A 25692-nucleotide genomic window follows, 5' to 3' on the forward strand; every position below is an offset into this window, starting at 1 on the left:
CGGTTAGACCCACCACATCTCAGACAGCGGCTCTTCGATCAGCACCTGCTTGAGATTGTCTACCGCTTTGGAGAAGCCTTCTTCAATGGACATCAGGCCGTCTTCATGCTCGATGCTGACTACAAAATCATAGCCTACCAGACGCAGTGCGCTCATCATGTCTGCCCAGACCTTGACATCGTGTCCGTAGCCTACGGAACGGAACTGCCAGGCGCGGTCCAGCATATTCGTATAGGACTGCATGTCCGTCAGACCATGCTTGTTGACGTTCACCGGATCAATAACGGTATCCTTCGCGTGGAAGTGATGGATCGCGCCTTCACGGCCGAGAATATGAATGGCCTGTACCGGATCGATTCCCTGCCACCACATATGGCTCGGGTCAAGGTTCGCCCCGATGGCCTCTCCGGCAGCTTCTCTTAATCTCAGCAGGGTAGCCGGAGTGTGTACCGAGAAGCCTCCGTGCAGCTCAAGACCAATCTTCACATCATGTGCAGTGGCGAAGGCCGCCTGCTCTGTCCAATAAGGAATGACCTTGTTCTCCCACTGCCAGGCCAGAATCTCCTGGTAATCATTCGGCCATGGGGCAACCGGCCAGTTCGGATATTTCGCGCCTTCATGATCGCCCGGACAGCCGGAGAAGGTATTCACAACCTTGACGCCCAGCTTCTGTGCAAGCTTCACGGTGTCTACAAATACTTCGTGATCCTTGTCTGCCAGCTCCTTCTGCGGATGCAGCGGGTTGCCGTGGCAGCTTAGCGCGCTGATGATCAAGCCGCGGGATTCGATTTGCTGCTTGAATTCCTGAAGGGCCGTTTCATTCTCCAGCAGCTCCTTGGGATTGCAATGGCTGTTCCCCGGATACCCTCCGGTACCGATCTCAACGGCCTTCAGTCCTTTGGAGACCACATAATCCAGTGCATCCTCCAGCTTGCGGCCGCCGAACAACACCATAAATACTCCAAGTTTCATTTGCAGATTCCACCTCTCTTAGGGTCGTATTGAAGCCTAGATTAAGCTCCGTAGTTATCGAAATTCTTAATAGTCTCATTACGCTCTGCCGCTTCAAAGATTGCCTCAATGAGCTTCAGTACACGAAGCACCTCGGCATTCTTGACAACCGGTTCCGCCGTGCCTTCGATAACAGCGGCCAGATTATCATAGAAGCTGGAGGTCATCTCTAATGCCGCAGGCAGATCTTCAAGGACGGTCGAGCCTTCTGAAGGCGGGGCCATCGTCTTAGTCAAGCCTACACCTGCGCGGATCGGCGTGGGTTCAATCTTTTCCGATTCGTGGTTGGGGGCTACAATTCTGCCTCTCAGCGACCAGTCTTCGATAATAGCGGTTCCCCCGGTGCCCTTCACATACCATCTTGGCATCGTGATGAAATTGGTTGTCCCTACCTCGACAATGGCTCTGATGCCGTTCTCGAACTGCAGCACCGCATCGAATCCGTCATCTACATTATTGCCGAGGACAAAGCTCAGACTGCTGCTGACACTGCTCACCTTGCTGTCAATCATGTACAACAGCTGATCCAGCAGATGCACGCCCCAGTCCAGCAGCATCCCGCCGCCTTGCTCCTTCACATGACGCCAGTCGCCGGGAATTCCGTTGGCACCGTGCACCCGGGATTCAATCTGAAAGAGTGATCCAATCGTCCCCTGCTCATACATCTCCCTGATTACGCGGAAATCCTCATCCCAGCGTCTGTTCTGGTGCACCATCAGCACCCGTCCGGCCGCCTCCGCAGCAGCCTGCATCTCGATGAATTCAGCCGAGGACATGGCAACCGGCTTCTCACAGACTACATGCTTGCCCATCTGAAAAGCCTGAAGGGCGATGTCCTTGTGCACATCATTCGGTGTAGCGATCAGAACAATGTCCACAGCCGGATCTGCCAGCAATTCTTCATAGCTGGAATACGCGGTGTAGCCTGCTTCCTCAGCCAAGGCGCGCCGCTCTGCCAGCAGATCGAAGGCACCGGTCACTACCACCCGGTCACTCTCTTTGATTAATTGGGTATGGTAGCTTCCCATTCCGCCGTAACCAACGATGGCTACAGTATGTTTGATTGAACTCATGGATTCCACTCCTGTTTGTCTAATAGTCGCGTGAACCGGAAGAGGCTCTTAGTTGTCAGAACTTCCGTCAAAATATACGGCGCGTCCGGTACGTGCTGATTCATACACTGCTTCAAGAATCTGGGTAACTACGAAGGCCTGCTCCGGCAGAACCACAGGGTCCTTGTCTTCTCTTACGGCTTCCAGCCACAGACGGGCTTCACGGTCTGCTTCATTCTCCGCAGCTCCGCTGTAGAAGGCGACACCGCCGGAGGACAGGTCCACCTTGGTCTCATACAGGCGGCCGGCACGTTCGCCGTTCAGACGCAGCCCGTCCTTCATATCCGCTCCGCCTTCCGTTCCCGCAAGCATCGTCTTGGCTTCGCCGAATTCAGATACGTTCAGCGCCCAGCTGGATTCAAGTACAATTGTAGCACCGTTCTCCATTGTAATGAAGCCGAAGGCGGAATCTTCTACCTTGAATTGCTCAGGGTCCCACGGACCGAAGGCATTCGCGGCATTCTTCTTCTGGCCCAGCTTATGGAAGGTAGAGCCTACAACCATACGCGGCTTGTAGTTATTCATCAGCCAGAGTGTCAGATCCAGCGCATGGGTACCGATATCGATCAGCGGTCCTCCGCCCTGCTTCTCTTCATCCAGGAACACGCCCCAGGTTGGAACAGCGCGGCGGCGAAGCGCAATAGCCTTACCGTAATAGATATCGCCGAGTTCTCCTTCTTCACACAGCCCCTTCAGATATTCGCTGTCTGCGCGGAAACGGTTCTGATAAGCAATGGACAATTTCTTTCCTGTACGCTTGGCGGCATCCAGCATTTCTTTAGCCTGTGCAGTGGTCTTGGCCATCGGCTTCTCACACAGTACATGATTGCCGGCTTCCAGTGCGGCAACCGTAATCTCGGAGTGGCTGTCATTCGGCGTGCAGACATGCACGATATCGAACCCGCCCGTTGCCAGCAGCTCACGGAAATCGGTAAATACAGCAGCGCCTTCCGAGCCGTAGGTCTTGGCAGCCTCCTGGGCACGTTCTTCCACGATATCACAGAATGCCACCATTTCGGCATCCTCCTGACGGGCAAGGCTTGGCATATGTTTGCCGTTTGCGATACCACCGCAACCGATAATAGCAATCTTGAGTTTGTTAGACATGAATACTTCCTCCTTGATTCTCGTATGTTTTGATCCAGTTCAAGCTGTCAGCGACACTACCAAGCGGCGAGCGGCTGCAGAAGTCTTGCTCCACCACTGCCCATTCCACACCAGCGCTAGCTGCTGCTTCAATGATCGCAGCCAGATCCACTTCACCTTCGCCGAGTACTACAGTCTCCGGTGAGCCGTCTTCTTTCTTCTTCAGATCCTTGAGGTGGATGATCGGCAGGCGTCCTGCATACTTACGGATATATTCTGCCGGATCATATCCGCCGTAATACACCCAGCATGTATCCATCTCCACTTGAAGCTGCTCAGCAGGCACCGCTTCGAACAGATAATCAAAGGCAGGCTGGCCGTCAACCTTCTCCGTGAATTCAAAATCATGATTATGATAAGACAGAACAGCACCGGCAGCCTTGCATTTCTCGCCGATGGTCCGCAGACCCGCGGCTACCTCCGGCCAGTTCCGTTGTTCTTCTGTCAGATAAGGCACGATCAGATTGCGGTTGCCGATCTCCAGATTGAAGGTGATCTCCTGCTCCGTATCATTCAGCATCGCATCGTACGGACGGTGTGCTCCGACAGCAACAAGTCCTGTCTCTTCAAGCAGCGCCTTCACCTGTTCAGCCGTACGGCCGAAATAGTGGAAGAACTCCACACCGCTGTAGCCCAGCTCGGCTACCTTACGTATAGTTCCCTCGAAATCCTGTTCCAGTTCTTCTCTTAGCGTGTACAGCTGCAATCCAACCTTAAGCATTGTTATTCCCACTCCTTATATGATCCGGAGTTATCCTGTTCTTGCTGCCGCCGCACTCCCGGTTACCTTCCCTGAAGCGCATCACCTGAACAAACGGGCTGTAAACATTGGAGAACGCAGCGTTCTCTTTGTTTCATCCACTGCTTCCAGAGTTTGTAAATGTAGCGATTAGCGCCGCAATACGGCCTTCTCCACATCATTTGTATGTTTTTTGCTTAGCTACATGGTAATATGAAAGCGTATATAATAAAATGAATAATATGATTAAAACATGAACAATCTGCTTATCATTTATTAGACTAGGAGGGACACATGACAACATCTGCCGCTTGCCACATTCTATCCGCCGGATTCTCCTTCCACCGCAAACCATTTCATATGTCACGCAGCGAGGGTGTACAGTATTATCTGCTGCGGCTCCAGACTGAAGGGCGCAGCCGCACCAGGGAGAACGGAGCCATTACAACCGTTGAGAGCGGCGATCTCATGCTGTTCGCACCGAATGACCCCTACTACTTGAGTATCGACAAGGAAGTCTATCCCGTCGGCAAGCCGAGGATCGAGAGCGGTGACTATCATATCTTTTGCAGCGGCCCATGGATTGAAGAATGGTGGAGACGCAAGCAGCGTCCGGCGGTACTCCGCCTGCCGATGAGCGATCATATTCTCGGCCTCTTCCGCCAGCTTGTGCTGGAGCAGCGCCGCTTATCGGACTCCTCACCGGATATCTCTGCTTGTTATCTGCAGATTCTATGTATGGAAATTGACCGGCTGATGATTGATCAGCCCGCGATCTCACCGAAGGCTTATCTGGCTTACCGGATGAAGCAGTACGTGGAAGAACATGCCTCTTACAGCTTCCGGCTGGAGGATGTGGCCGCACATGTGGATATCTCGGTCTCCCGTGCGGTTCATCTGTTCAAGGAAGCGTTCGGCACCACAATTGTCAAATATGTAAATGATGTACGGCTGGATATGGCCCGGGAAAAGATTACGTTCAGCCCCATGCCGCTGGAGCATGTCTCCGAGACCTGCGGATTTGCGAACTATACCTATTTCCACCGGATCTTCCGCAGCCGGTTCGGCATGTCGCCCAAGGAATACCGTATTCACAGCAGGGCACAGGTATAAGTATTACCCCGCTGCCCCCAGGCATGCAAAAGGAGCGCCATCATGGAAGATCCGCTCCTTGTGTTTGACCTTATTCAATTGCTCCCGTTTGCCGGGTGTAACTCGGACATGCTGGGAGATGGCCCCGTAATCCTGATTGAGTCTGCGGTTTCTTTCTGCACACCATGTGCCTGAGCGCTCTGCCTTAAGCAGCGCCTTCTGCGTTCTTGTCCGTGCCATAAGCGGCGACACTCCTTGTCATTCGTATATTCAGTACGGCTGCACTGTCCACTTCATTTTAACACACTATCCTGACCGCTGCCCGGTACTGTTCACTATATTCATTTGGTACTGTACTCCAGCCCTGGCTGTGCCCGGCTTGCAGTTGGACTACCTGGTACAGTATCCTTGAAGAGCAAGATACATACCTGTGGCATAACCAATAATCGCAAAGGAGGAACGGGATATGAAATATGATGTGCTGTATGACGGCGCCTTCGCCATGCTTAAGGTCCTGCTGGAGCCGGGCGAGAGCGTTAAGGCGGAGATGGGTGCGATGGTCGCCATGTCACCGAATGTGGAGCTGCGGGGCACCGTGGACGGCGGAATTATGCGCGGCCTGGGCCGCATGCTGAGCGGGGAGAAATTCTTCTTCCAGGAGCTGACCGCCACGCGCGGACAGAGTGAGGTGCTGCTCTCACCCGGTTCTATCGGGGATGTACAGGCCATTGAGCTGGACGGGTCGTACAAGCTGATCGTACAGAAGGACGGCTTCCTGGCGGGAACCCAAGGCATTCAGGTCAATACCAAAATGCAGAATCTGACCCGCGGTCTGTTCTCCGGCGAAGGATTCTTCATTCTGGAAATCAGCGGCAGGGGCACCGTTTTCCTCTCCTCCTTCGGAGCGATTCACGCCATTAACCTCGGACCGGGCGAAGAGATGATCATTGATAACGGACACCTTGTAGCTTGGCCGGACTATATGGATTACAAGGTGGAAAAAGCAGCCTCCGGCTGGCTGAACAGCTTAACCAGCGGCGAGGCCCTGGTCTGCCGGTTCCGCGGCGAAGGGGTGATCCTGGTTCAGACCCGCAATCCCGGCAGCTTCGGAACCTGGATCAAATCCTTCGTTCCAAACCGCTCCTAGCAGCGGCATTTCGCAGATTCCGTAACTTCTTAATATTTGCAAGAAGGCGCAGGCTGAACTTCAGCCCTGCGCCTTCTGTGCGTTGCAGATGTGCTTATGAGACGGCGCGGCAGTCCTTGTCGCCCTTGCAGCCGTTCTTTTGACAGCTATTATAGGTGCCTTTGAAATCGAGACGGTGATCGGTCACACTGAAGCCATATTCACGGGCTACCCGCGCCTCCAGCTCCACCAGCCAATCATCCTTGATCTCTTCCAGCTTACCGCATACATTGCAGATCAGGTGATGATGCATATGCACATGATCGTCGTCGCGCAGATCATAACGGGCGACGCCGTCGCCGAAATTCATTTTTTGCACAATATGAAGTTCACACAGCAGCTCCAAGGTACGGTAGACAGTCGCCAGCCCCAAATGCGGGTAACTGCGCTTGACCAGCATATATACCTCTTCCACGCTTAGATGATCCTTCTCATTATCCAGCAGCACTCTCACTATCGCTTCACGCTGTGGTGTAAGCTTATAATTATGAGCCGCAAACTGCTGACTGATATTTGACACTCGGTTCACCCGGGTTCCCACCTTTCCGGAAGCAGAACAATTCCCGCAGAATAATTAGTAATCGTTACGATATAAGCATAACAAACTTGCCCGTCAAAGAAAAGTCCTGACACCAGTATAACATCACTTGCCCGCAATAGCCCCCCTCTGCCGCTCCACGCATAGATAATATTTCTGCCGAAACCGGAGTTGCCCATTCCGAAGTGTGCGTAATCCCCATACTCTATATCAAGATCAAATGTAACCGATACATGCTTATACTTGGAAAGAATCTGTGCAAAGTGAGGATGATCCGGATGGCGAAAGTACAACCTAAGCAGACGCAGCGGCTGGTAACAGCCCGTGTACTGCGCAGCGTAGCTGCGGCCATGCTGCCGTTCTACCGGAAAATTGCCGGAAACCGCAGTTATGCCAGGCAATGGACAACCGCGGTTGTCACTGCCGACCTGGACCTGATGGGCAGCTTGCTCCACAGTATCCCCGCACTTGCCGACGCGGAGAATTACGGAACGAACGGAATCGGTTATTTTATCTCTTTTCCCTTTCCGCTGCCGATTGCCTTCTATACCAATGGAACGACGATTCCGCCGGGAACCGTTCAGTTCACCTTCAATACAGACGCCCACCGCTGCATAGCGCGTTCCATCATCCCGTTGTACCGCGAGCTTGCGGTTAACCGTAGCTTCGCGGAAGCCATGGCTGCCGCCATCCGGCGTAAGGACAACCGGGCGGTAAGGGCGATGGTCCGCAGTCTGGTAAGAACAACGTCACTGAAATCCGTAACGATTGAAGAAAGCGGAATTGCGCTGCTGTTCAAGACCCGCTTCAGCCGGTACCCCTACCGCAATCTGCTGTTTCAGGAAATGATGTAGCTTGCCTGTCCTGCAGATCGGGATTAATACGCTTGCAACCTTTTCTGATCTCATTACGTTAGAGGAGTTGATACAGGCCAAACGGCCCAACCCTATAATAGAGGTGGAATTCAGATGAGTATGAAAAAAAACACGATCGCAGCTATTACAGCAGTAACCCTCCTTTCCTTCTCTCTTGGCGGACAAATTTTTGCAGCCGGCAGCAGCTTCAAGGATATCAGCCAGGTGACAGGTAAGGATAAGATCAACTCTCTGAAGGAGCAGGGCCTGATCAAAGGAATCTCCGACACCCAATTTCTGCCGGCATCCACAGTAACTACAGCGCAAGGGATACAATTTATCTCCGGCGGTCTCCAGCTTAGCCTGGCGGCAATTGATTTCAATAAGGCTCCCCAGGCAAGTGCGCTGTTCTCCAAAGTAAAAGACAATGCCTGGTTCGCAGAAGCCTTCATCAATGCCCATTATAATGGTGTGAGTATCCCGGCCAATATCGATCCGGCCAAGCCGATTACCAAAGAGCTGTATACCAGTATGCTGGTTCAAGCCGTGGAAAAGGCCGGTAACCTGCCGATGATCAATCTCGTTCCGGCTGAGCTTGCAGATGCAGACGCGCTGGACCCTTCCTATCAGGGCAGCATTCAGCGGGCGCTGAAATACAAGATCACTGCCCTTGATGCCAGCGGCAAGTTCAATCCGAAGAGCACTATCACCCGTGCTGAAGCAGCTGTTATGCTGTACAACACGCTGGACTACTTGAAGTCCGTTAGCGATGGCGGCACACAGAAGTAAAGGAAAGTTAGGTTAGTTCATACCGTTCCCCCGCGTATGATAGATCAAAGGCTGTCCCGGAAGCCGTTACGGCTAGGGGCAGCCTTGTTTTTTTGACAGGAAATACGTAGGTATAAATTACCGCGACGCTTAGGAGCACGCTCCGCAAACGGAATGTTGTTCCAATCGCTCTTGTATCCAGATTTTTTTCATTCCCCTAATCGGTGAAAATCCGGATACAAAGGCGACCGCTCCGCTTCTCCACAATCATTCCGCCTGCTCCACTGTTTAAGAGGGGGAGTTACAAACACGGATTCAAGTGCACTTCTTCGTTTACGTTTGCCTACCACCTCATCTTCGCGTAAACACAATGTATGCTGTTTTTCACATACATTAGCTCATGAACTGTTGTACCAGCCATTTGCATTCGGTTTTACGCATGTAAACTATATCCACAATAACAGTAACTATAATTTGCTACAAAACAATAAAAAGACAGACCAGGACTCCCCTCCCGGTCTGCCTTAATATACTCCTTCCCGCAATCACTCTTCCCCGCTGAGCCGGTTCAGGAATTGCAAAGCGCGCGGGTTCTTCGTCTGCTCCAGTACCTCCCGGGGGGTTCCCTGCTCCAGGATGACTCCTTTGTCCATCAGGATGATTCGGTCGGCCACATCGGCCGCGAATTTCATCTCATGGGTGACGATAACCATCGTCATTCCTTCCCGGGCCAGCTGCTTGATGACCTTCAGCACCTCGCCGACCAGCTCAGGGTCAAGCGCCGAGGTCGGCTCATCGAACAGCAGCACCTCCGGCGAGGCCGCCATGGCGCGGGCTATCGCTACACGCTGCTGCTGGCCGCCGGACAGCTGATGCGGATACGCATCTGCCTTGTCTGCCAGACCCACCTTGTCCAGCAGGGCCAGCGCCTTGCTGCGCGCTTCCTCCTTGGAACGCTTTTGCACCGTGATCTGTCCCTCCATGACATTGCCGATCGCCGTCATATGCGGGAACAGATTATAAGACTGGAACACCATTCCTGTCTGCTGGCGCAGGGACAGTACGGTACGCTGTGGAATTTTGGCACCCGGGGTGAAATCCAGCTTAATCGTGTTCAGTGTAAGACTGCCCTTGTCGGGGGTCTCCAGCAGGTTGAAGCAGCGCAGCAGCGTGGTTTTGCCGGAGCCGGAAGGTCCGATAATGACCATGACCTGGCCGTGTTCAACGGCGAGATCCACACCTTTCAGCACCGCAAGCGGCCCGAAGGACTTATGTAAATCGCGTATTTCAATCATGCGTGTGCCTCCTTCACCTTAACTGGCCGAATACCGGTCCAGCCGCTTCTCCAAGTAATTCTGCAGCGCCGACAATACGGAGCAGAACAGCAGATAGAACAACGCCGCTTCGCAATACAGCAGCAGGGGTTCATAGGATGTCGCCACAATCTGCTGGGCTTTTCTGAAGATCTCTACATAAGTAATACTGGCCGCAAGCGAAGTATCCTTAACCAGGCTAATAAAAGAATTCGATAACGGCGGAACCGACACGCGGGCAGCTTGAGGCAATATCACCCGGCGCAGAGCCTGCTTCCGGCTCATCCCCACAGAGAACGCGGCTTCCCACTGGCCCTTGTGGATAGACAGGATGGCAGCCCGGACAATCTCGGAGGAGTAGGCCCCGACACTGAGCGTGAACCCGATGACAGCGGCGATGAACGGATCAAGCACAATCCCGGCGGCGGGCAGTCCATAGAAAATAATAAACAGCTGCACCAGCAGCGGCGTTCCCCGGATCACCCAGACATAAAATCTGGCGATCAGCCTCGGAAGTCTCCAGGAGGACAGCCGGGCAAGCGCAGTAATCACCGCCAGCAGCAGCCCCAGAATAAAGGATACCACCGCAAGCGGAAGGGTAAAAGCCACCCCGGCTTTGAACAGGGGCAGCAATGAATCGAGAAATATTTGTATTTGGCGGTCATCCATCATTTCGATACGTCAGTGCCGAAGTACTTCTCGGAGATCTTAAGGTAGGTTCCGTCGCTCTTCATAGCGGTCAGCGCTTCGTTCACAGCCTGCACCAGCTCGTCATTCCCTTTCAGGAAGACTGCGGCACTATGCGAGCCTTCGGCAATCTCATCCACCTTCTTGATCTTGATATCCGGCTTCTGCTTCTTCAGGTCGAGGAAGGACAATCCGTCATTCACGGTAGCATCGATCCGGCCGGAGGTCAGCAGATCAATCGCCTGGTTGAAGCCTTCGGTGGATACGATCTCGGCACCGTTGTCTGTGGCGATTTTGCCGAGGTTGCTGGTCAGGGACTGGCCGGCTTTTTTACCCTTGAGATCAGCGAACGTCTTAATATCCTGATTGTCCTCCGGCACGATCAGCACCGCCTTGGAAACAATATACGGATCGGAGAAATCATATTTCACTTTACGTTCATCAGTGATAGAGACTTCATTGAAGATCACATCGAAGCGCTTCGCATCCATCCCGGCAAAAATCCCGTCCCATTGCGTCTCAATGAACTCCGGCTTCACACCTAAACGCTTGGTCACTTCCTCAGCAATCTCAACATCGAAACCTGTCAGCTTGCCGTCCGCATCATGGAAGGTGAATGGTGCGTAGGTTCCTTCAGTTCCGATGCGCAGCTTGCCGCTGGCTTTGACGGCCTCCAGGCTGTTCTGCTCCCCGGAAGCTGTACCCTCTGTAGCCGCTGCTGTGGGTTCATTCCCGGTATTGCCGCCCGTTGCTGTCTTGTCCGTATTGTTGTTTCCGCAAGCCGCAGCCGTGACCATGGTCAGGAGCAGCATAATAGTCAGACTTAGTTTTTTCATTCGATGAATCCCCTCTCATATCTTCTCTTTAGATACCGTAATTACCGGCAAAAAGAATAGTAACACTGAGGCGTTACCTGCGTCAATGATTTTTTCCGATTATATCCATCGGATTTGTATAGTATTGATTTTCCATAGCTTAGCTTGCCCCAATTTCGGCTCCTGCATCAGCATATCCAGATAAGAAATCAACAAAAAAGCGACCCTCCTGCAAAAGGAGAACCGCTGCTCTATGGATATTACAAGCTCTGCTTCTATATGGGCATTACTATACGTGCATGATTTCCGGTGCCCCCTTGTCCTTAGAACGCTCAGTTCCGGAATGGCGGCCCCGTCGCAGCAGCAGTCCAAGGACCGCACCGCCAAGCGCGACAAACATCATAATGTGGAACGTATCCGCGAAGCCCTGCGACAACACGGTCTGCTTGGCCAGCAGGAGTGCTTCCTGTGAAGCGCCTGCGGTGCTTTTACCGGCAGCCGCCGCCGCTTCCTGCATCTCTATGCCGCGCGCCGTTGTTCTTGCCGTCAGAATCGTAACCAGAGTCGAGACGGCCAGCGAGGTAATCACCTGCTGCATCGAGTTCGTCAGCGAGGTTACCCGGTTCACCAGATGGCTTGGCGCCTTGTTGAGCAGATGCGTGTTCATCGGCATCATCATCAGTCCCATTCCGGCCCCGCACATGATCAGCGGAAGGATCAGGTCTCGGCTCTGCGTGGTGAGATCCACATGCGAATACTGGAATAACGCGCCGGAGACCAGACTGAGACCGCAGACCACGAGCCAGCGCACACCGATCCGGTCGAACAGTATCCCGGCAATCGGCATCATCAGCCCGGAAGCGATCGCTTGCGGCAGCAGCGTCAGGCCGGTATCAAATGCGCCGAAGCCGCGGGCCTGCTGCAGAAATTGCGGCAGCAGGAATAACGCGCCGTATAAGCCGAACTGGGCAATCCACTGCACGATGATTCCTGTCGTGAAATCTACGGATTTCAGAATCCGCAGCTCCAGCAGCGGTGTCTTGGAGCGCAGCTCGGCGATGACAAAAGCGATCAGTGCCACAGCGCCCAGCAGCAGCCCGATCAGCGTCTTATCAGAGGTCCAGCTCTGCGCGCCCTGGCTGACCCCGTAGGTTAGCGAAGCAAAGGCCAGCGGTCCAAGAACCATACCTAGCTTATCCATGCCGGGCACGCTGTTCTTCGCCGCACTCGGCAGCTTGCGCAGTCCGATCAGCACAGCGATGATGCCAATCGGAATATTAATAAGGAAGATCCAGCGCCAGGAATGGTATTCAACCAGCCAGCCCGACAATACCGGACCAATAGCCGGAGCGAACAGAACGGGAATGCCCATAATGCCCATGACTACGCCGACCTTACTTTTGGGAGCCAGTCTGTATACATAGGCCATTCCGACAGGGAGCACACAGCCGCCACCCAGTCCCTGAATAACCCGGAAAACAATCAGCCACTCGGCGCTGCTTGGTGTAGCGCACAGAATCGAGCCTATCGTGAACACAACTACCGCCGTCAGGAAGACCGTCTTGGCCCCGAACCGGTCAGACAGCCAGCCGGACAGCGGAATAACGGAAGCCTGGGCCAGCATATATCCGGTAACTACCCACTGCAGCGTATGCAGATCCGTCTTGAAATCCACCACCAGCCTGGACAAGGCTACGTTCATCGCCGTACTGTCCAGCACAACCATAAATACTCCTGCAATAATAGCCAGCAGCGGAACCAGAATGCCGGACAGCCGGAAATCGGCTTCCTGCTTCAAGGTCTGATCCATGTCTCTTCTCCTCCTGAGCTGTCCGCGTTCTAGATTGACCTGCGGGCAGATTGTTCTATATAATGAGTGAACGGACAACTGTCCGTAAGCGCAATTCATAGTCTACGGACAATTGTCCGTTGTGTCAATTCTTTTCTGAAAGGGGTTCTCATGAAAAAGCCAGACACCGATGCTGCACAGCTCCCGCGCTCAGCTCCGCAAGCCATAGAATCCGCCCCGCCCGAGTCCGCCGATCCTTATGTACAGCGGATTCTTGAAGCTGCCCGCCAGTTGTTCACCGAGAGCGGTCTTGAGGCGGTCAGCATGTACAGCATTGCCAAGCGGGCAGGCATAGGACAAGGCTCCCTGTACCGCCGTTTCACGGACAAGGGTGAGATTTGTTCTGCACTGCTGAAGGGCAGCGCAGATCAATTCCTGTCCGGACTGGAGCAGCAGGTCGCAGCTAGTGCCGGTGAAGCTCCGGCTCTCGCTCAGCTGCAGAGCAGCATTGAGCAGATTGCCGATTTCATTGAGCAGTATGCCGAGCTGCTGAATATGATCAAAGCCGAGTTCACCGGCAAGAAGCAGCTGACCCAGTTTGAGCATCCTTTTTTTCAGCGGCTGGGGGTGATGATGACAGAGCTGCTTCAACGCGCTGCGGCGGGCGGTGAGCTGATTGACATTGATCCGGCCTTTGCGGCCACAGCCTTAATCTCTGTCCTCAGCCCCGATCTGTACCTGTATGAGCAGAAGCGGCACCATTCCTCCAAGCTGGACATCTCCCGGGGCATCGTCACCTTGTTTGTGACCGGTCTGGCGAAGCGCTGACCGCCTGATCTTTACAAGACAGGAATTTGTGGTATATTAAGTAGCAATTACGAATTCAATAGCAACATTATTCACTAGGGGAGTCGGCCGACTGAGACGGAGCTTAAGCTCCGGACCCTTTGAACCTGATCTGGATCATACCAGCGGAGGGAAGTGGAGCAGAATGTATCAGTGGTTCCCGTCACAGGGCCGCAGCTGACTGTACCTTCCGCCCCATTCATTCCTCCGGGAATGAATGGGGCTTTTTTGTGCTCACCGCAGTATCTATATCAATCCGGGGAGGCTTCGTACATAGTCTTATGATCAACATTAGCAATCTATCCTATGCTTTCGGGACGGGCTCGTCCCGTACCCCAGTCTTCTCAGGGCTATCCATGAATGTGCAGCGCGGCGAATTCATTTCTGTCGTAGGCGGAAGCGGATGCGGCAAAAGCACCTTGTTCAAAATCATCGCCGGCCTGCTGGAGCCGGACAAAGGCAGGATTACGCTGAACGGAGCCGAGTCCGCTGCAGCAGCGAAGAGGCTGGGCAGTGTGGCCTACATGCCGCAGCAGGATCTCCTCCTGCCTTGGCGCACCGTGCTGGACAATTGTCTGCTGCCTTGGGAACTCAAGCGCAGCCGTCCCAAAGCGGCCGCCGTAGCCGAGATCCGTACCCTGCTGCAACGCTTCGGCCTTGAGGGAACCGAAGGGGCTTATCCCCAGGAGCTGTCCGGCGGGATGCGCCAGCGCGTGGCGGTCCTCCGCACCGTGGCGGCGGGGAATGATCTGCTGCTGCTCGATGAGCCGTTCGGGGCGCTTGATGCCATTACCAAGCGTTCATTGCAGCGCTGGCTGTTGGAGTTATGGGCAGAGCTGGACAAGACGGTGCTGTTCATCACCCATGATCTGGAGGAGGCTCTGCTGCTCAGTGACAGAATCTATCTAATGACGGGCAGTGGCGGCAGCGGGATGCAGGAATTCCCAGCCGGTCTCCCCCGCCCGCGTCATCACAGTCTGAACTATGAGCCGCAGTTCGCCGCCCTGCGCCAGGAATTGGAGCTGAAGCTATATGAGAACCGCCGCTCCTAGAAGATTGCTCCAGCATTACGGTCCGGCTGCCCTGCTCGCCCTGCTGACGCTTGCAGTCTGGGAGACTGTAGCCCGGCTGGGCCTGGTTCCTCCCTTCATCCTTCCGGCTCCGTCTGCGGTGTGGATGGCATTGATGGAAGAGCGCCATCTATTGTTCGGGGTACATCTGCCCGCCACACTGCTTGAAGTGCTCACAGGCTTCGCACTATCCGTGGTCTGCGGCAGCCTGCTGGGAATCGCCATGCATCTGTTCCGTCCGCTGGCCAAGGCGCTGTACCCGCTGCTGATTATCAGCCAGACGGTTCCGCTGATCGCCCTCTCTCCCCTGTTCATCATGTGGTTCGGCTACACCCTGTGGAGCAAGGTCGCCGTTGTCTTCCTGACCGCCTTCTTCCCGGTGGTCATCGGCACCTATGACGGGTTGTCCAAGAACACGGACGCTTACCGGGAGCTGCTGCTGACATATGGCGCGAACCGCTGGCAGATTCTCGGGAAGGTGGGCGTTCCGCTGGCTTTACCCTCTTTTTTCTCCGGACTGAAGCTGTCGGCTGTGTACTGTGTGATCGGTGCAACCATCGGTGAATGGCTTGGGGGCAGCCAGGGGCTGGGCTATTTCAGCCGCAGAATGGCCGGGAATCTGCAGAGCGCCAAGATGTTCGCCGCTGTTGTCTTATTATCCCTGCTCGGTATCCTGCTGTTTCTGGCAGTCGCCGCGCTGGAGAAGATTATTCTGAAGAAAAGAGGACGTTATTCATGACTACTATCCGCTATACCCGTTATCTGCACCATGCGATTTCAAGGCCAGCCATGCTGCTGTCTGCTCTGCTGCTCTGTATGCTGCCTGTCCTGGCAGGCTGCGCCAATACGAACAGTCCGGCGGCCTCTGGCCCCCCAGCTGCTGCACCCTCTACCTCTGAGGCCAGGGCTAAAGGCGGGGCCCATAAGCTGACGATTATGCTCGACTGGTATCCCAATGCTGTTCACTCTTTTTTGTATGCGGCAGAGGCTGAAGGCTATTTCGCTGAGGAAGGTCTGGAGGTTGAGATTCAGATGCCGGCCGATACCAATGATGCGCTGAAGCTTGTTGCTGCGGGGAAGGTGGATCTGGCACTCAGTTATCAGCCCCAGGTGCTGATGGCACGGGGTGAGCAGATTCCAGTCAAGTCGATTGCCGCGCTGGTGCGTCATCCGCTGAATCATCTCATGGTAGCCGCAGACAGCGGCATTACCCGCCCCGGAGAGCTGTCCGGCAAGCAAGCCGGATATTCCTCCGTCCCGTTGTATGAAGCCATGCTGAACACGATGGTCAAAAGCGACGGCGGGGACCCTTCCTCCCTCAAGCTGGTGGATGTCGGCTATGAGCTGATCCCTGCTCTCTCCACCGGACGGGTGGATGGCATTATGGGCGGGTTCATCAACCATGAGCAGCTGATTCTGGAGCAGGAAGGCCATCCGGTCCGCTCCTTCAATCCCGTGGATTACGGGGTCCCGGATTATTATGAGCTGGTGCTGGTCGCCAGTGAGCAGGGACTGCAGGATTCACAGGGCTTTTATCAGAAATTCGTGGATGCCATCAGAAAAGGCCAGCAGTATACTGCCGGTCACCCGGATGAAGCGCTGAAGCTGCTGCTTGCCCATCAGGAGGATACCGCACCGCTGGATGAAGCCATTGAACAGCGCAGTCTGGAGATCCTGCTGCCGCTGATGGATGCCGGTTCCCAGCCCTTCGGCTATCAGGACAGTGCTTCATGGGAGAAGGTGAACCAGTGGCTGAGCGAGAACGGTCTGCTGGATGCAGAAGTGGATGTTAAGAATGCTTTTATTAATTTTTAAAATATACCTACAGGAGGAATTCATATGTCTTATCTGTCCAAAGTACGCCAAGCGAACCCGCTGGTGCATAATATCACGAATATCGTAGTCGCTAACTTCACAGCGAACGGGCTGCTGGCTCTGGGAGCCTCGCCGTTCATGGCCGATGCCATCGAAGAAGTAGCAGATGTCGCCGCCATGTCCGGGGCAGTGGTGCTGAACATTGGCACGTTGAATGAATCCGCCATCGCTTCCATGATCGAGGCAGGGAAGGCTGCGAACCGCCACCAGGTGCCGCTCGTGCTTGATCCCGTTGGAGCTGGAGCTACCGCCTACCGCACGGACGTTACGGCGGGGCTGCTCCGTGAGCTTCAGCTTACTGCCCTGCGCGGCAATGTGGCCGAGGTTGCCAATGTGGCCGGGGAGAGCTGGGCCAGCAAAGGCGTGGATGCCGGAGCAGGCGAAGGCGATGTAGTCGCTCTGGCCAATAAGGCGGCGCAGAAGCTGAACTGTGTCGTGATTATCACCGGCAAGGAAGACATCATCACAGACGGCAAGCGCACTTATATCGCCAGCAACGGGCACTCCATCCTGACCCGGGTGACCGGAACCGGCTGCCTGCTCAGTGCTGTGGTGGGTGCATTTCTTGCCGTAAGCGGCGGGGAGGTACTTGAGGCTGCTGCCGAGGCTCTTTCCTTCTATGGCGTGGCAGCAGAGCTTGCCGCTGAAGCGGCTGAAGCCCAAGGTCCCGGCAGCTTCCAGACCTTGTTCCTGAATCAATTGTCGCTGGTGACCCCGGAGCAATACAGCAGCCGCTCACGGCTGCAGCTGCTCGCCGAAGCCTAGACCCTACAGCCAAAGGAGAGAACAAGATGACTATCATACGCAAAGCGTTGACCATTGCCGGCTCCGACAGCGGCGGCGGGGCCGGGATTCAGGCGGATTTGAAGACGTTTCAGGAGCTGGGAGTGTACGGCATGTCTGCACTTACTGCACTCACCGCCCAGAATACACTGGGTGTCCAGGGTGTCTTTCCGATGGAGCCGGAGACCGTTGCCGCCCAGCTGGATTCGATTGGCAGCGATTTGGAGCCGGATGCCATTAAGACAGGAATGCTGTTCAGCAGTGACATCATCCGCGTAGTTGCCGGTAAAGTGCAGCAGTACGGCTGGCAGCACAAGCTGGTGATCGATCCGGTCATGGTCGCCAAGGGCGGCTCACAGCTGCTGCTCCAGGAGGCAATACAGGCGCTGATTACAAGCCTGCTTCCTCTCTCGCTTGCCATCACCCCCAATCTCCCTGAAGCAGAGATGCTGACAGGCATGAAGATTCAGGGCCGGGAAGACCGGGAACAGGCGGCAAGACTGCTGCATCAGATGGGACCCGAGTACATTATCTTGAAAGGCGGACATGACTCCTCAGGAGATGAGGCCGTGGATCTGCTCTATGACGGACGGGAATTCCAGTATATGTCCAGCCCGCGCATAGCGACGAAGCATACTCACGGGACTGGCTGCACCTTCTCGGCTGCGGTTACGGCAGGTCTTGCGCTGGGCCATTCCATGCCTGAAGCCGTCCTTACCGCCAAGGCCTTCATTCAAGCGGCGATTGAGGATAGTCTGAACATTGGGGCCGGGCAGGGGCCGACGAATCATTTTGCTTATGGGAACCGGATGAGAACTAGGGGGATACTGCTATGACACGGATACACAACGAGGATATGCGCAGATTGCTGAAGCTGTACTTCATTATGGGCAGTGTGAACTGCCGCCAATCACCGGAGGACACTTTAGCCGCTGCTGCCGCTGGGGGCATCACTCTGTTCCAGTTCCGGGAAAAAGGTTCCGCTGCGCTCAAAGGCGCCGCACTGCTCCGTCTAGGGCAACAGCTCCGGCAGATATGCCGGGCCTATAGCATCCCGTTCATCGTAAATGATGATCTGGAGCTTGCCGTTGCGCTGGATGCCGACGGCATTCATGTCGGCCAGGATGACCTGCCTGCCCGGCTGATCCGGGAGCAGCTCGGTGAGCATAAGATTATCGGGGTCTCCGCTCATAATCTGACGGAAGCCCGGCAGGCTATCGCGGACGGCGCCGATTATCTCGGAGTCGGTCCTGTCTATCCTACTACGTCCAAGGATGATGCCCAGGCCGTCCGGGGAACTACTGTCATTGAAGAGCTCAGACGAAGCGGTCTGAGCATTCCTGTGGTGGGCATCGGCGGCATCTCCCTGGAGAATGCCCCGCCGGTCATCCGGGCGGGTGCGGATGGTCTCTCCATCATCTCGGCCATTGCCGGAGCTGAGGATATACGCGAGTCTACGCGGAGATTCTCTCAGCTCGTCACTGCTCCTTCTTCATAATTTCAAACCAGGCACGTGCGGGTGGAACGGTGTTGGTGGAACGGTGTTGGTGGAACAATGCGGGTGCCTCATGCCACGCATAGGAGTACCTCACTTTTCCATCCGTCTGCTTTGTGGCGACATATAGCATTAACCAGGGCGCACACCCATTATGTTCGGTTTTCCGATTAGATTTCGCCTACGCGGCGCATCCAGTCCAATTATGATCGGTTTTCCGATTAGATTTCGCCTACGCGGCGCATCCAGTCCAATTATGATCGGTTTTCCGATTACATTCGGCCTACGCGGCGCGCCCAATCCAATTATGATCGGTTTTCCGATTACATTCGGCCTACGCGGCGCTCCCAATCCAATTATGATCGGTTTTCCGATTACATTCTGCCTACGCGGCGCATCCAGTTCAATTATGTTCGGTTTTTCGATTACATTCGGCCTACGCTACCCCCTCTGTCCCCGCGTAATCTGCCCATAACAATAGTAGAATAGAATTGTCCGTCGGCCAGCCGCTTATCTCGGCGCAGGACACCCTCGACCTCGAAGCCAAGGCTCTCATAGAGCCGGATCGCCTTGTCATTCCTCTCCAGAACCTTCAAGCTCAGCTTCTCCAGACTGATGGTATCCGCCCAGCCGATAGACTGCTCCAGCAGGCTCCGGCCGATTCCGTATCCCCAGAACTCCTGCAGCACCCCGACTCCGAACTCGGCCTGATGAGCCAGCCTCCGCAGCGGACTTCCTTCACATCTGGCGAAGCCCGCCAGCCTGTCCTGAACCTCGGCAACCAGGAACAGGTTCGTGCCGCTGGCCGTATCCGCCGCTATAAGCGACCGGAAGCCCTCCGGGCCGATGAATGCTTCCCCCTGAACCCGGTCTAAATTCTCCGTCTCCCCGTCGATCTTCAGCCTCAGTTCGGACAACTGCAGGGCATCTTGCGGTGAGGCGGATCTCACCGTGTAGCGGAGCCCTTTATTTTCATATCCCTGTGCAACAATAATCATTCTGCTTCCTCTCCTCCCGAACCTAAGTCTAATGCTGCAACCTTGTTCTCCGGTTCATTCCGGCTTATCCAGTTTAGCATTTACATCCGTAAAATCCAGGCGTATAATGCCCATGTCAGATCCTGCACCGGATTATTTTTACATATATTGCATCCTAAAAATTCAAGCAAAGCTGGTGACCCCATTGTCAAGAGGCTTCAGAGCCATGGGACCCGGAGGAGGCTTCGGGCCTGGCAAATTAAAGTTCGATGAGGAGGAGGCGAAGCCGGATATATCCAAAGCGCTGCTATTACGCATCGTCAAATATTTCGCTCCGTACTGGAAGCAGACGCTGCTGGTGATGACCGTACTGTGCATCTCCGCAGTGCTGGGGCTGCTCCCTCCCATCCTGATTCAGCAGATCATTGACCGGGCGCTCCCGGACAAGAATCTGCAGCTGCTCTTCCTGCTGGTTGCCGCCTCGCTGGCTACAACGGTTGTGTCAGGACTGCTCGGCGTACTGCAGAATTATTTGAACTCTTTTATCTCCCAGAATATTGTCCATGATATGAAAAACCAGATGTACCGCCATCTGCAGAGCATGCCGCTGCAGTTCTACTCAGGCGTCAAGCAAGGCGAGGTCATCACCCGGATGACCAGTGACATTGCCGGAATTCAGGGCGTCTTCAACAGCACCATCGTCAATTGTGCCAGTAATCTGTTCATTCTGATCTCCACGGCGGTAACCCTGTTCATCATGAACTGGAAGCTTGCGCTGCTAGGCATCCTGGTCATTCCCTTATTCATCGTGCCGACCCGCAAAATGGGCAATGTCCGCTGGAAGCTGGCCAAAGAGACGCAGGAGAAGATCTCGGAGCAGAATCAGATCATTGAAGAGACGCTCAGCCTCAGCGGGTACATGCTTATGAAGCTGTTCACCAGAGAGGATACCGCGCTGGCTAGGTTCCAGACCGTAAACGCCCAGGCGACACGGCTGCAAATCCGCGAATCGATGGCCGGCCGCTGGTTCATGCTGGTCCTTACCACCTTCACCAGTATCGGGCCGATGCTGATTTATCTGTACGGGGGTTATTTATTCATTCAGGGAGAGCTGAGCATTGGAGCAATTATCACCTTCGTGGCACTGCTGAGCAGATTGTATCTTCCGCTTATGCAGATGACCAATCTCTATGTGGATGTGAACCGTTCGGTGGCGCTGTTTGAACGGATTTTTGACTATTTTGATATGGACCCGCTGATTGTAGATGCTAAGCTGGCTCTTCCAAGCCGGGTTGAGGGACAAGACATCGTCTTCGAGCAGGTGAATTTTGCCTACGCCCCGGACAAGCCCGCTCTGAGCGGGATCTCCTTCACGGCAGCCGCCGGATCACTGACTGCCCTGGTCGGACCCAGCGGAGCAGGCAAAACCACCATTACCAACCTGATTCCCCGGCTCTATGAGCTGGATTCAGGCGTGATCCGTATCGGCGGTAAGGACATCCGCGAGTTCACGCTGCATTCGCTTCGCTCACAGATTGGCCTAGTCACCCAGGACACGTACCTATTCAACGGGACGATCCGTGAGAATCTGCTATATGCCAACGCTGAAGCCACGGAAGCCGAGCTGACGGCCGCCTGCGAAGCTGCTTTTATTCATGATTTCATTCTGAAGCTGCCTGGGGGCTACAACACGGTTGTCGGCAACCGGGGAATCAAGCTGTCCGGCGGTGAAAAGCAGCGGATGTCCATCGCGCGCGTGCTGCTCAAGAATCCGCCCATCATCATTATGGACGAGGCCACCTCGTCGCTGGACACGGTATCGGAATATTACATCCAGCAAGCCATGCATGAATTGCTGCGGGGCAAGACCAGCATGGTCATCGCCCACCGCCTCTCTACCATCATGGCAGCCGACAATATTCTGGTTGTTCAGGACGGCAGGATTGTGGAGTCGGGGCAGCACGCTTCCCTGCTGGCAGAGAATGGGGTATACCGGGATTTGTACAACAAGCAGTTTCAGCGGGAAGATTCATAAGCCAACAGGTTCAGTCACACGCAAGTGGAAACGGCTTTGCCGTCCTTTTAAAGGACGGTACCGTTTCGGCGAGAAATAGAAGGATAAATTATCGTGTGAAACATATAAATTCTTATATTTTGAAAAAGAGATTCCCGGAGCAGCATCACCTGCCCCAGGAATCTCTCTCCTCTTCTTGTCCGCGATCAGTGCGGCTTACCTCGTAGTACGCAGCGGCTTCAGCTTGTCCATCCAGCCGCTGATTTGTTCTGCCGTCTCCGTGTTGCGCAGCAGCCGTTGATATTCGTCCACATAGCCGCCGTCACCGGCAAGCTGTCCGGCCCACTCATGGAACTCTTCGAACCGTGTCAGTGCGATACTACGCTTCCCGAGAATCAAGTAGGCGTTCAGCAGCTGCTCTAATGTCTGCTCGGACGGATTGTTTTTATACTCCTGCTCACTGAGCTGAAGCTGATCGTCCGCATATCGCTTGGTAAGCAGCTTATCCGGCACATAATTGGTCCCTTCCAGCTGGTAGATGCCCGTCAGCGCCGGACCCAGGGGGGATTGGCCCGGATAAGGACTGGCCAGCAGATCCTCGCTCCCGTCCTGATCCACATCCTCATAATTCACGCTGAACAGATCGTTAACGGTTACCTGCATCGTTCCGTCAATCTCCTCTACCACAATAGACGCGTACGACGGACGGTTATCCATCAGACTGAACAAGAAGGTATTCCGGTTGTTCTGTACCACCGCTTCAGCCCAGAGCTGCTCCTCCTCATTCCAAATGTCGCCGCCTTCCAGGATAAGTCCGGCCTTCTTGCTGTCAAAGACCATTTTGCCCTCCTTAACGATGGCGAACTGTGTATAGCTGAACTCTCCCTTATTCCAGTAATACACCTGAAAAATCTGCCCGTTCAACTGAACCGCATCCATATGTACGAATCCCGAATACTCATCTGCAATCTCAGGGGACACTTCCGCGAGCGCAGCGGCAGCCGCGTCTTCCTCCTGATGCCCTCCAGGTGCTGTTGAGAGATCCGCTGCCGGGGAAGCGGCTGGCGCTGCAGACGGAGCTGCTGATCCGCCATCCCCTGTTCTTGAGCAACCTGCTATGATCGCTAAGGCTATCAATAAGCTTATAATCCGCATGTAATCCTCCTAAATGTCGTGTCGTGGTAGCATAACTACCTGTATACCCGTCCGGGAGCCCGCTTCGGAAGCCTGCATTGGTATGTGAGCTGCGGCTAACCTTCCAGTCTGGCATGAAGCTCTGCGAGCTCTTCCTCCGTCAGCCGTCTCCACTGCCCTTGCGGAAGACCGCTGAGCGTGATATGCATAATCCGTATCCGCTCCAGGCGGAGCACACGGTAGCCCAGCGCCTTGCACATCCGGCGGATCTGCAGATTCAGCCCTTGGGTCAGAATAATCATGAACTCCTGATCCGAGATCTGCCGGGTGAGGCATGGCTTGGTCCGGGTCTCCAGAATATCTACACCCGCTGACATCTCCGCCAAAAAGTCTTCCGTGACCGGCTTATCCACGCTCACCCTGTACTCCTTCTCATGACTATGCTCGCAGCGCATCATCCGGTTGACAATCGACCCGTCATTGGTCAGCAGAATCAGCCCTTCCGAGTGCTTGTCCAACCTGCCGACGGCAAAAATCCGGGATGGATAGTTGATATAATCTACGATATTCCCTTCCACATGCCGGGCGGCTGTACAGGTAATGCCTACCGGCTTGTTCAGCGCCAGATAGACCCGCTCCTCCCGGTCTGGAGTCACAGTAATTCCGTCTACAGCTACCGTATCTCCAGGCTCCACGCTTGCTCCAGGCGTACAGACCTTCCCGTTAATCGTGATCCTTCCGGCGGCAAGCAGCCGGTTCGTCTCTCTGCGCGGATAGACACCGGTCTCACTGATATATTTGTTAATTCTCATGAAGTACCCGCTTTCAGGTCCTACATATGAAAGAACACCTGATTCACATACCCATCAGATGTTGCCTCCAACCTATAACCCTTATATTTGGTAATTATCAATGGGCAGATGTCCGCTTATTTAGCGCCTCCGGTTTTGTTGCTGCCGCTGCTGCTCTTAGCCGGTTTGGCTCCTTTGGCACCTGGGCTTCCGGGAGGGCCGCTTCGGGCCGGCTTCACGGGTTTTGCTGTCTTATTCCAGCGGGTCCAGCCCTTGCTGCCTGTTCCTCTGCCTGTGCCGCCGCCTTTACTTTTTGCCACAATATCACTCCGTCAATATTCAGTTTTCGTCGTACATTACTCTATCTTACCATTATTTCGGGCAGATTGTCAGGTCCAACTGCAAACAGCCTGCGCGGAGAGCCTCCGGCAGGCTGCATAACGGGTATCCATCCAAGTACATAGAATTGCTTATTTGGGCTGAATATATCCTTCGGCCTTAAGCAATTCGGCGATCAGTACTGCACCGCCGGCAGCGCCTCTCACCGTATTGTGGGACAGGCTGACGAATTTGTAATCGTACAGTGAATCCTCGCGCAGGCGTCCTGCAGAGATGCCCATACCGTTCTCAATGTCGCGGTCCAGACGGGTCTGCGGACGGTTCTCTTCCTCAAAATACGTGATGAACTGCTTAGGTGCACTCGGCAGACCGAGCTGCTGCGGACGCCCCTGGAAGCTGTTCCAGCGTTCCAGAATCTCCTCGCGGGAAGGCTTTTGCTCAAAGGAGGCAAAGACAGCCGCCATATGGCCGTCAGCAACAGGTACACGGATACACTGTGTGGTGATTACCGGTTGCTCGCTTGGTACGATCCCTTCACTGGTTACCTTACCCCAGATCCGCAGCGGCTCCTGCTCGCTCTTCTCTTCTTCCCCGCCGATGAAAGGAATCACGTTATCCACCATATCCGGCCAGTCCGCGAAGGTCTTGCCTGCACCTGAAATCGCCTGATAAGTGGTTACAACCACCTTAGAAGGCTTGAACTCATGAAGTGCATTCAGAGTAGGCATATAGCTCTGAATGGAACAGTTCGGTTTCACGGCGATGAAGCCGGTCTCTGTCCCCAGACGTTTGCGCTGCTGGGCGATAACCTCCAGATGCTCCGGATTGATCTCGGGAATCACCATCGGAACATCAGGTGTCCAGCGGTGTGCCGAGTTGTTGGAGATCACCGGAGTTCCGGTACGCGCATAAGCTTCTTCCAGCGCCTTGATCTCTTCTTTCTTCATATCTACAGCGCAGAAGATCAGATCCACATCCGCAGCCACTTCCTCCACCTTGGAGGCGTCTTGAACCATAATGCCTTTGACTGCTTCGGGCATAGGGGTGGAGAGCTTCCATCTGCCTTGAACAGACTCCTCATAGGACTTGCCGGCTGAATTCGCGCTCGCCGCAATCGCCGTTACCTGAAACCATGGATGATTCTCCAAAAGTGCAATGAAACGCTGGCCGACCATACCGGTACCGCCAACAATACCCGCTCTGAGCTTCCTCGACATAAGAAATTCATTTCCTTTCAAGCAGCGCCTAGCGAAAGGCGCTTTTTAATAACCGATTATAAATGATAGCGGCATGTTACACAATATGTGATTATAAAGTA

At 54.5% G+C, this 25692-nt stretch carries 27 protein-coding genes and 1 riboswitch; of the genes, 12 read left to right on the top strand and 15 right to left on the bottom strand.

The genetic code is table 11. From position 1 onward, the window contains the following. Nucleotides 1-3: 3 nt before the first annotated feature. The 4 genes from NSS64_RS14515 to NSS64_RS14530 are packed head-to-tail and all read right to left on the bottom strand — an operon-like array spanning nt 4 to nt 3990. Nucleotides 4-972, bottom strand: coding sequence for a sugar phosphate isomerase/epimerase family protein (locus NSS64_RS14515; RefSeq protein WP_340941196.1), 969 nt, complete (start codon nt 970-972; stop codon nt 4-6). 41 nt (nt 973-1013) lie between these two features. Then, nucleotides 1014-2084 carry a Gfo/Idh/MocA family protein gene (locus NSS64_RS14520; RefSeq protein ID WP_341140567.1) on the bottom strand — a complete coding sequence of 357 codons (1071 nt, stop codon included), beginning with the start codon at nt 2082-2084 and terminating at the stop codon, nt 1014-1016. Nucleotides 2085-2132: 48 nt separating this feature from the next. Beyond that, on the bottom strand, nt 2133-3230 hold the full coding sequence (locus tag NSS64_RS14525) for a Gfo/Idh/MocA family protein (RefSeq protein ID WP_036729132.1): 1098 nt from the start codon (nt 3228-3230) through the stop codon (nt 2133-2135). Continuing rightward, nucleotides 3223-3990 carry a sugar phosphate isomerase/epimerase family protein gene (locus NSS64_RS14530; RefSeq protein ID WP_340941200.1) on the bottom strand — a complete coding sequence of 256 codons (768 nt, stop codon included), beginning with the start codon at nt 3988-3990 and terminating at the stop codon, nt 3223-3225. Before NSS64_RS14530 ends, NSS64_RS14525 begins: the two co-directional genes overlap by 8 nt. 312 nt (nt 3991-4302) lie before the next feature. Between NSS64_RS14530 and NSS64_RS14535 the strand changes: the two genes are divergently transcribed. Next, on the top strand, nt 4303-5121 hold the full coding sequence (locus NSS64_RS14535) for a helix-turn-helix domain-containing protein (protein ID WP_340941202.1): 819 nt from the start codon (nt 4303-4305) through the stop codon (nt 5119-5121). Nucleotides 5122-5124: 3 nt separating this feature from the next. Here the strand turns inward: NSS64_RS14535 and NSS64_RS14540 are convergent, their stop codons facing one another. Next, nucleotides 5125-5340 (bottom strand): hypothetical protein, encoded by a 216-nt coding sequence (locus NSS64_RS14540; protein WP_340941204.1) that lies wholly within the window; start codon nt 5338-5340, stop codon nt 5125-5127. A gap of 226 nt (nt 5341-5566) precedes the next feature. Between NSS64_RS14540 and NSS64_RS14545 the strand changes: the two genes are divergently transcribed. Beyond that, the gene (locus NSS64_RS14545; RefSeq protein WP_036729143.1) at nt 5567-6247 is read left to right on the top strand and encodes a TIGR00266 family protein; all 681 of its coding nucleotides are present in this window, start codon (nt 5567-5569) and stop codon (nt 6245-6247) included. A 94-nt stretch (nt 6248-6341) separates the two neighbouring features. Here the strand turns inward: NSS64_RS14545 and fur are convergent, their stop codons facing one another. Beyond that, the gene (gene fur, locus NSS64_RS14550; RefSeq protein WP_340941206.1) at nt 6342-6815 is read right to left on the bottom strand and encodes a ferric iron uptake transcriptional regulator; all 474 of its coding nucleotides are present in this window, start codon (nt 6813-6815) and stop codon (nt 6342-6344) included. Nucleotides 6816-7102: 287 nt separating this feature from the next. On the opposite strand from fur, the gene NSS64_RS14555 reads away from it, so the two are divergent. Together NSS64_RS14555 and NSS64_RS14560 are read left to right on the top strand one after the other, a co-directional pair. Then, entirely contained in the window at nt 7103-7678 is a 576-nt protein-coding gene (locus tag NSS64_RS14555) for a hypothetical protein (RefSeq protein ID WP_340941207.1), read from the top strand. Nucleotides 7679-7792: 114 nt separating this feature from the next. Continuing rightward, nucleotides 7793-8467, top strand: a complete 675-nt coding sequence (locus NSS64_RS14560) for an S-layer homology domain-containing protein (protein WP_341140568.1) — start codon at nt 7793-7795, stop codon at nt 8465-8467. Between the two features lie 524 nt (nt 8468-8991). On the opposite strand, the gene NSS64_RS14565 is transcribed toward NSS64_RS14560, so the two are convergent. The 4 genes from NSS64_RS14565 to NSS64_RS14580 all read right to left on the bottom strand — a co-directional run bounded on the left by NSS64_RS14565 (nt 8992) and on the right by NSS64_RS14580 (nt 13071). Further along, nucleotides 8992-9741, bottom strand: a complete 750-nt coding sequence (locus tag NSS64_RS14565; RefSeq protein WP_341140569.1) for an amino acid ABC transporter ATP-binding protein — start codon at nt 9739-9741, stop codon at nt 8992-8994. A gap of 18 nt (nt 9742-9759) precedes the next feature. Continuing rightward, nucleotides 9760-10428 (bottom strand): amino acid ABC transporter permease, encoded by a 669-nt coding sequence (locus tag NSS64_RS14570; RefSeq protein WP_340941211.1) that lies wholly within the window; start codon nt 10426-10428, stop codon nt 9760-9762. After that, nucleotides 10428-11282: an amino acid ABC transporter substrate-binding protein gene (locus NSS64_RS14575; protein ID WP_340941212.1), complete on the bottom strand. Its 855-nt coding sequence runs from the start codon at nt 11280-11282 to the stop codon at nt 10428-10430. Before NSS64_RS14575 ends, NSS64_RS14570 begins: the two co-directional genes overlap by 1 nt. A 268-nt stretch (nt 11283-11550) precedes the next feature. After that, a complete protein-coding gene (locus NSS64_RS14580) occupies nt 11551-13071 on the bottom strand; it encodes a DHA2 family efflux MFS transporter permease subunit (protein ID WP_341140570.1) in 1521 nt (506 codons plus the stop codon). A gap of 150 nt (nt 13072-13221) precedes the next feature. On the opposite strand from NSS64_RS14580, the gene NSS64_RS14585 reads away from it, so the two are divergent. The 7 genes from NSS64_RS14585 to thiE all read left to right on the top strand — a co-directional run bounded on the left by NSS64_RS14585 (nt 13222) and on the right by thiE (nt 19122). Continuing rightward, entirely contained in the window at nt 13222-13878 is a 657-nt protein-coding gene (locus tag NSS64_RS14585) for a TetR/AcrR family transcriptional regulator (protein WP_341140571.1), read from the top strand. Nucleotides 13879-13944: 66 nt separating this feature from the next. Next, nucleotides 13945-14047: riboswitch (TPP riboswitch) on the top strand. A 130-nt stretch (nt 14048-14177) separates the two neighbouring features. After that, complete coding sequence (locus NSS64_RS14590) at nt 14178-14948, top strand: ABC transporter ATP-binding protein (protein ID WP_076074925.1); 771 nt, start codon at nt 14178-14180, stop codon at nt 14946-14948. Then, nucleotides 14929-15705, top strand: a complete 777-nt coding sequence (locus NSS64_RS14595) for an ABC transporter permease (RefSeq protein WP_340992645.1) — start codon at nt 14929-14931, stop codon at nt 15703-15705. The genes NSS64_RS14590 and NSS64_RS14595 overlap by 20 nt, the downstream gene beginning before the upstream one ends. Beyond that, nucleotides 15702-16781: an ABC transporter substrate-binding protein gene (locus NSS64_RS14600; protein ID WP_341140572.1), complete on the top strand. Its 1080-nt coding sequence runs from the start codon at nt 15702-15704 to the stop codon at nt 16779-16781. The genes NSS64_RS14595 and NSS64_RS14600 overlap by 4 nt, the downstream gene beginning before the upstream one ends. A gap of 18 nt (nt 16782-16799) precedes the next feature. Further along, entirely contained in the window at nt 16800-17606 is an 807-nt protein-coding gene (thiM, locus tag NSS64_RS14605) for a hydroxyethylthiazole kinase (RefSeq protein WP_341142817.1), read from the top strand. A gap of 26 nt (nt 17607-17632) precedes the next feature. Next, nucleotides 17633-18460 carry a bifunctional hydroxymethylpyrimidine kinase/phosphomethylpyrimidine kinase gene (gene thiD / locus NSS64_RS14610; protein ID WP_341140573.1) on the top strand — a complete coding sequence of 276 codons (828 nt, stop codon included), beginning with the start codon at nt 17633-17635 and terminating at the stop codon, nt 18458-18460. After that, nucleotides 18457-19122 carry a thiamine phosphate synthase gene (thiE, locus tag NSS64_RS14615; RefSeq protein ID WP_341140574.1) on the top strand — a complete coding sequence of 222 codons (666 nt, stop codon included), beginning with the start codon at nt 18457-18459 and terminating at the stop codon, nt 19120-19122. Before thiD ends, thiE begins: the two co-directional genes overlap by 4 nt. A 422-nt stretch (nt 19123-19544) precedes the next feature. Here thiE and NSS64_RS14620 read toward each other — a convergent pair whose 3' ends face one another. After that, the gene (locus tag NSS64_RS14620) at nt 19545-20117 is read right to left on the bottom strand and encodes a GNAT family N-acetyltransferase (RefSeq protein WP_341140575.1); all 573 of its coding nucleotides are present in this window, start codon (nt 20115-20117) and stop codon (nt 19545-19547) included. 205 nt (nt 20118-20322) lie between these two features. Here NSS64_RS14620 and NSS64_RS14625 point away from each other — a divergent pair, with 205 nt between their 5' ends. Continuing rightward, the gene (locus tag NSS64_RS14625) at nt 20323-22131 is read left to right on the top strand and encodes an ABC transporter ATP-binding protein (protein WP_341140576.1); all 1809 of its coding nucleotides are present in this window, start codon (nt 20323-20325) and stop codon (nt 22129-22131) included. Between the two features lie 195 nt (nt 22132-22326). On the opposite strand, the gene NSS64_RS14630 is transcribed toward NSS64_RS14625, so the two are convergent. The 4 genes from NSS64_RS14630 to asd all read right to left on the bottom strand — a co-directional run bounded on the left by NSS64_RS14630 (nt 22327) and on the right by asd (nt 25591). After that, nucleotides 22327-23265, bottom strand: a complete 939-nt coding sequence (locus NSS64_RS14630) for a hypothetical protein (RefSeq protein ID WP_341140577.1) — start codon at nt 23263-23265, stop codon at nt 22327-22329. A gap of 95 nt (nt 23266-23360) precedes the next feature. Beyond that, nucleotides 23361-24056 (bottom strand): pseudouridine synthase, encoded by a 696-nt coding sequence (locus NSS64_RS14635; RefSeq protein WP_341140578.1) that lies wholly within the window; start codon nt 24054-24056, stop codon nt 23361-23363. Between the two features lie 116 nt (nt 24057-24172). Next, a complete protein-coding gene (locus NSS64_RS14640) occupies nt 24173-24358 on the bottom strand; it encodes a DUF3934 family protein (protein WP_036729188.1) in 186 nt (61 codons plus the stop codon). A 147-nt stretch (nt 24359-24505) separates the two neighbouring features. Beyond that, complete coding sequence (asd, locus tag NSS64_RS14645; RefSeq protein ID WP_076074596.1) at nt 24506-25591, bottom strand: aspartate-semialdehyde dehydrogenase; 1086 nt, start codon at nt 25589-25591, stop codon at nt 24506-24508. Between the last annotated feature and the right edge of the window lie 101 nt (nt 25592-25692).

The organism is Paenibacillus sp. FSL H8-0122 (assembly GCF_038005345.1).
In the GTDB taxonomy this organism is placed as follows: domain Bacteria; phylum Bacillota; class Bacilli; order Paenibacillales; family Paenibacillaceae; genus Paenibacillus_AQ.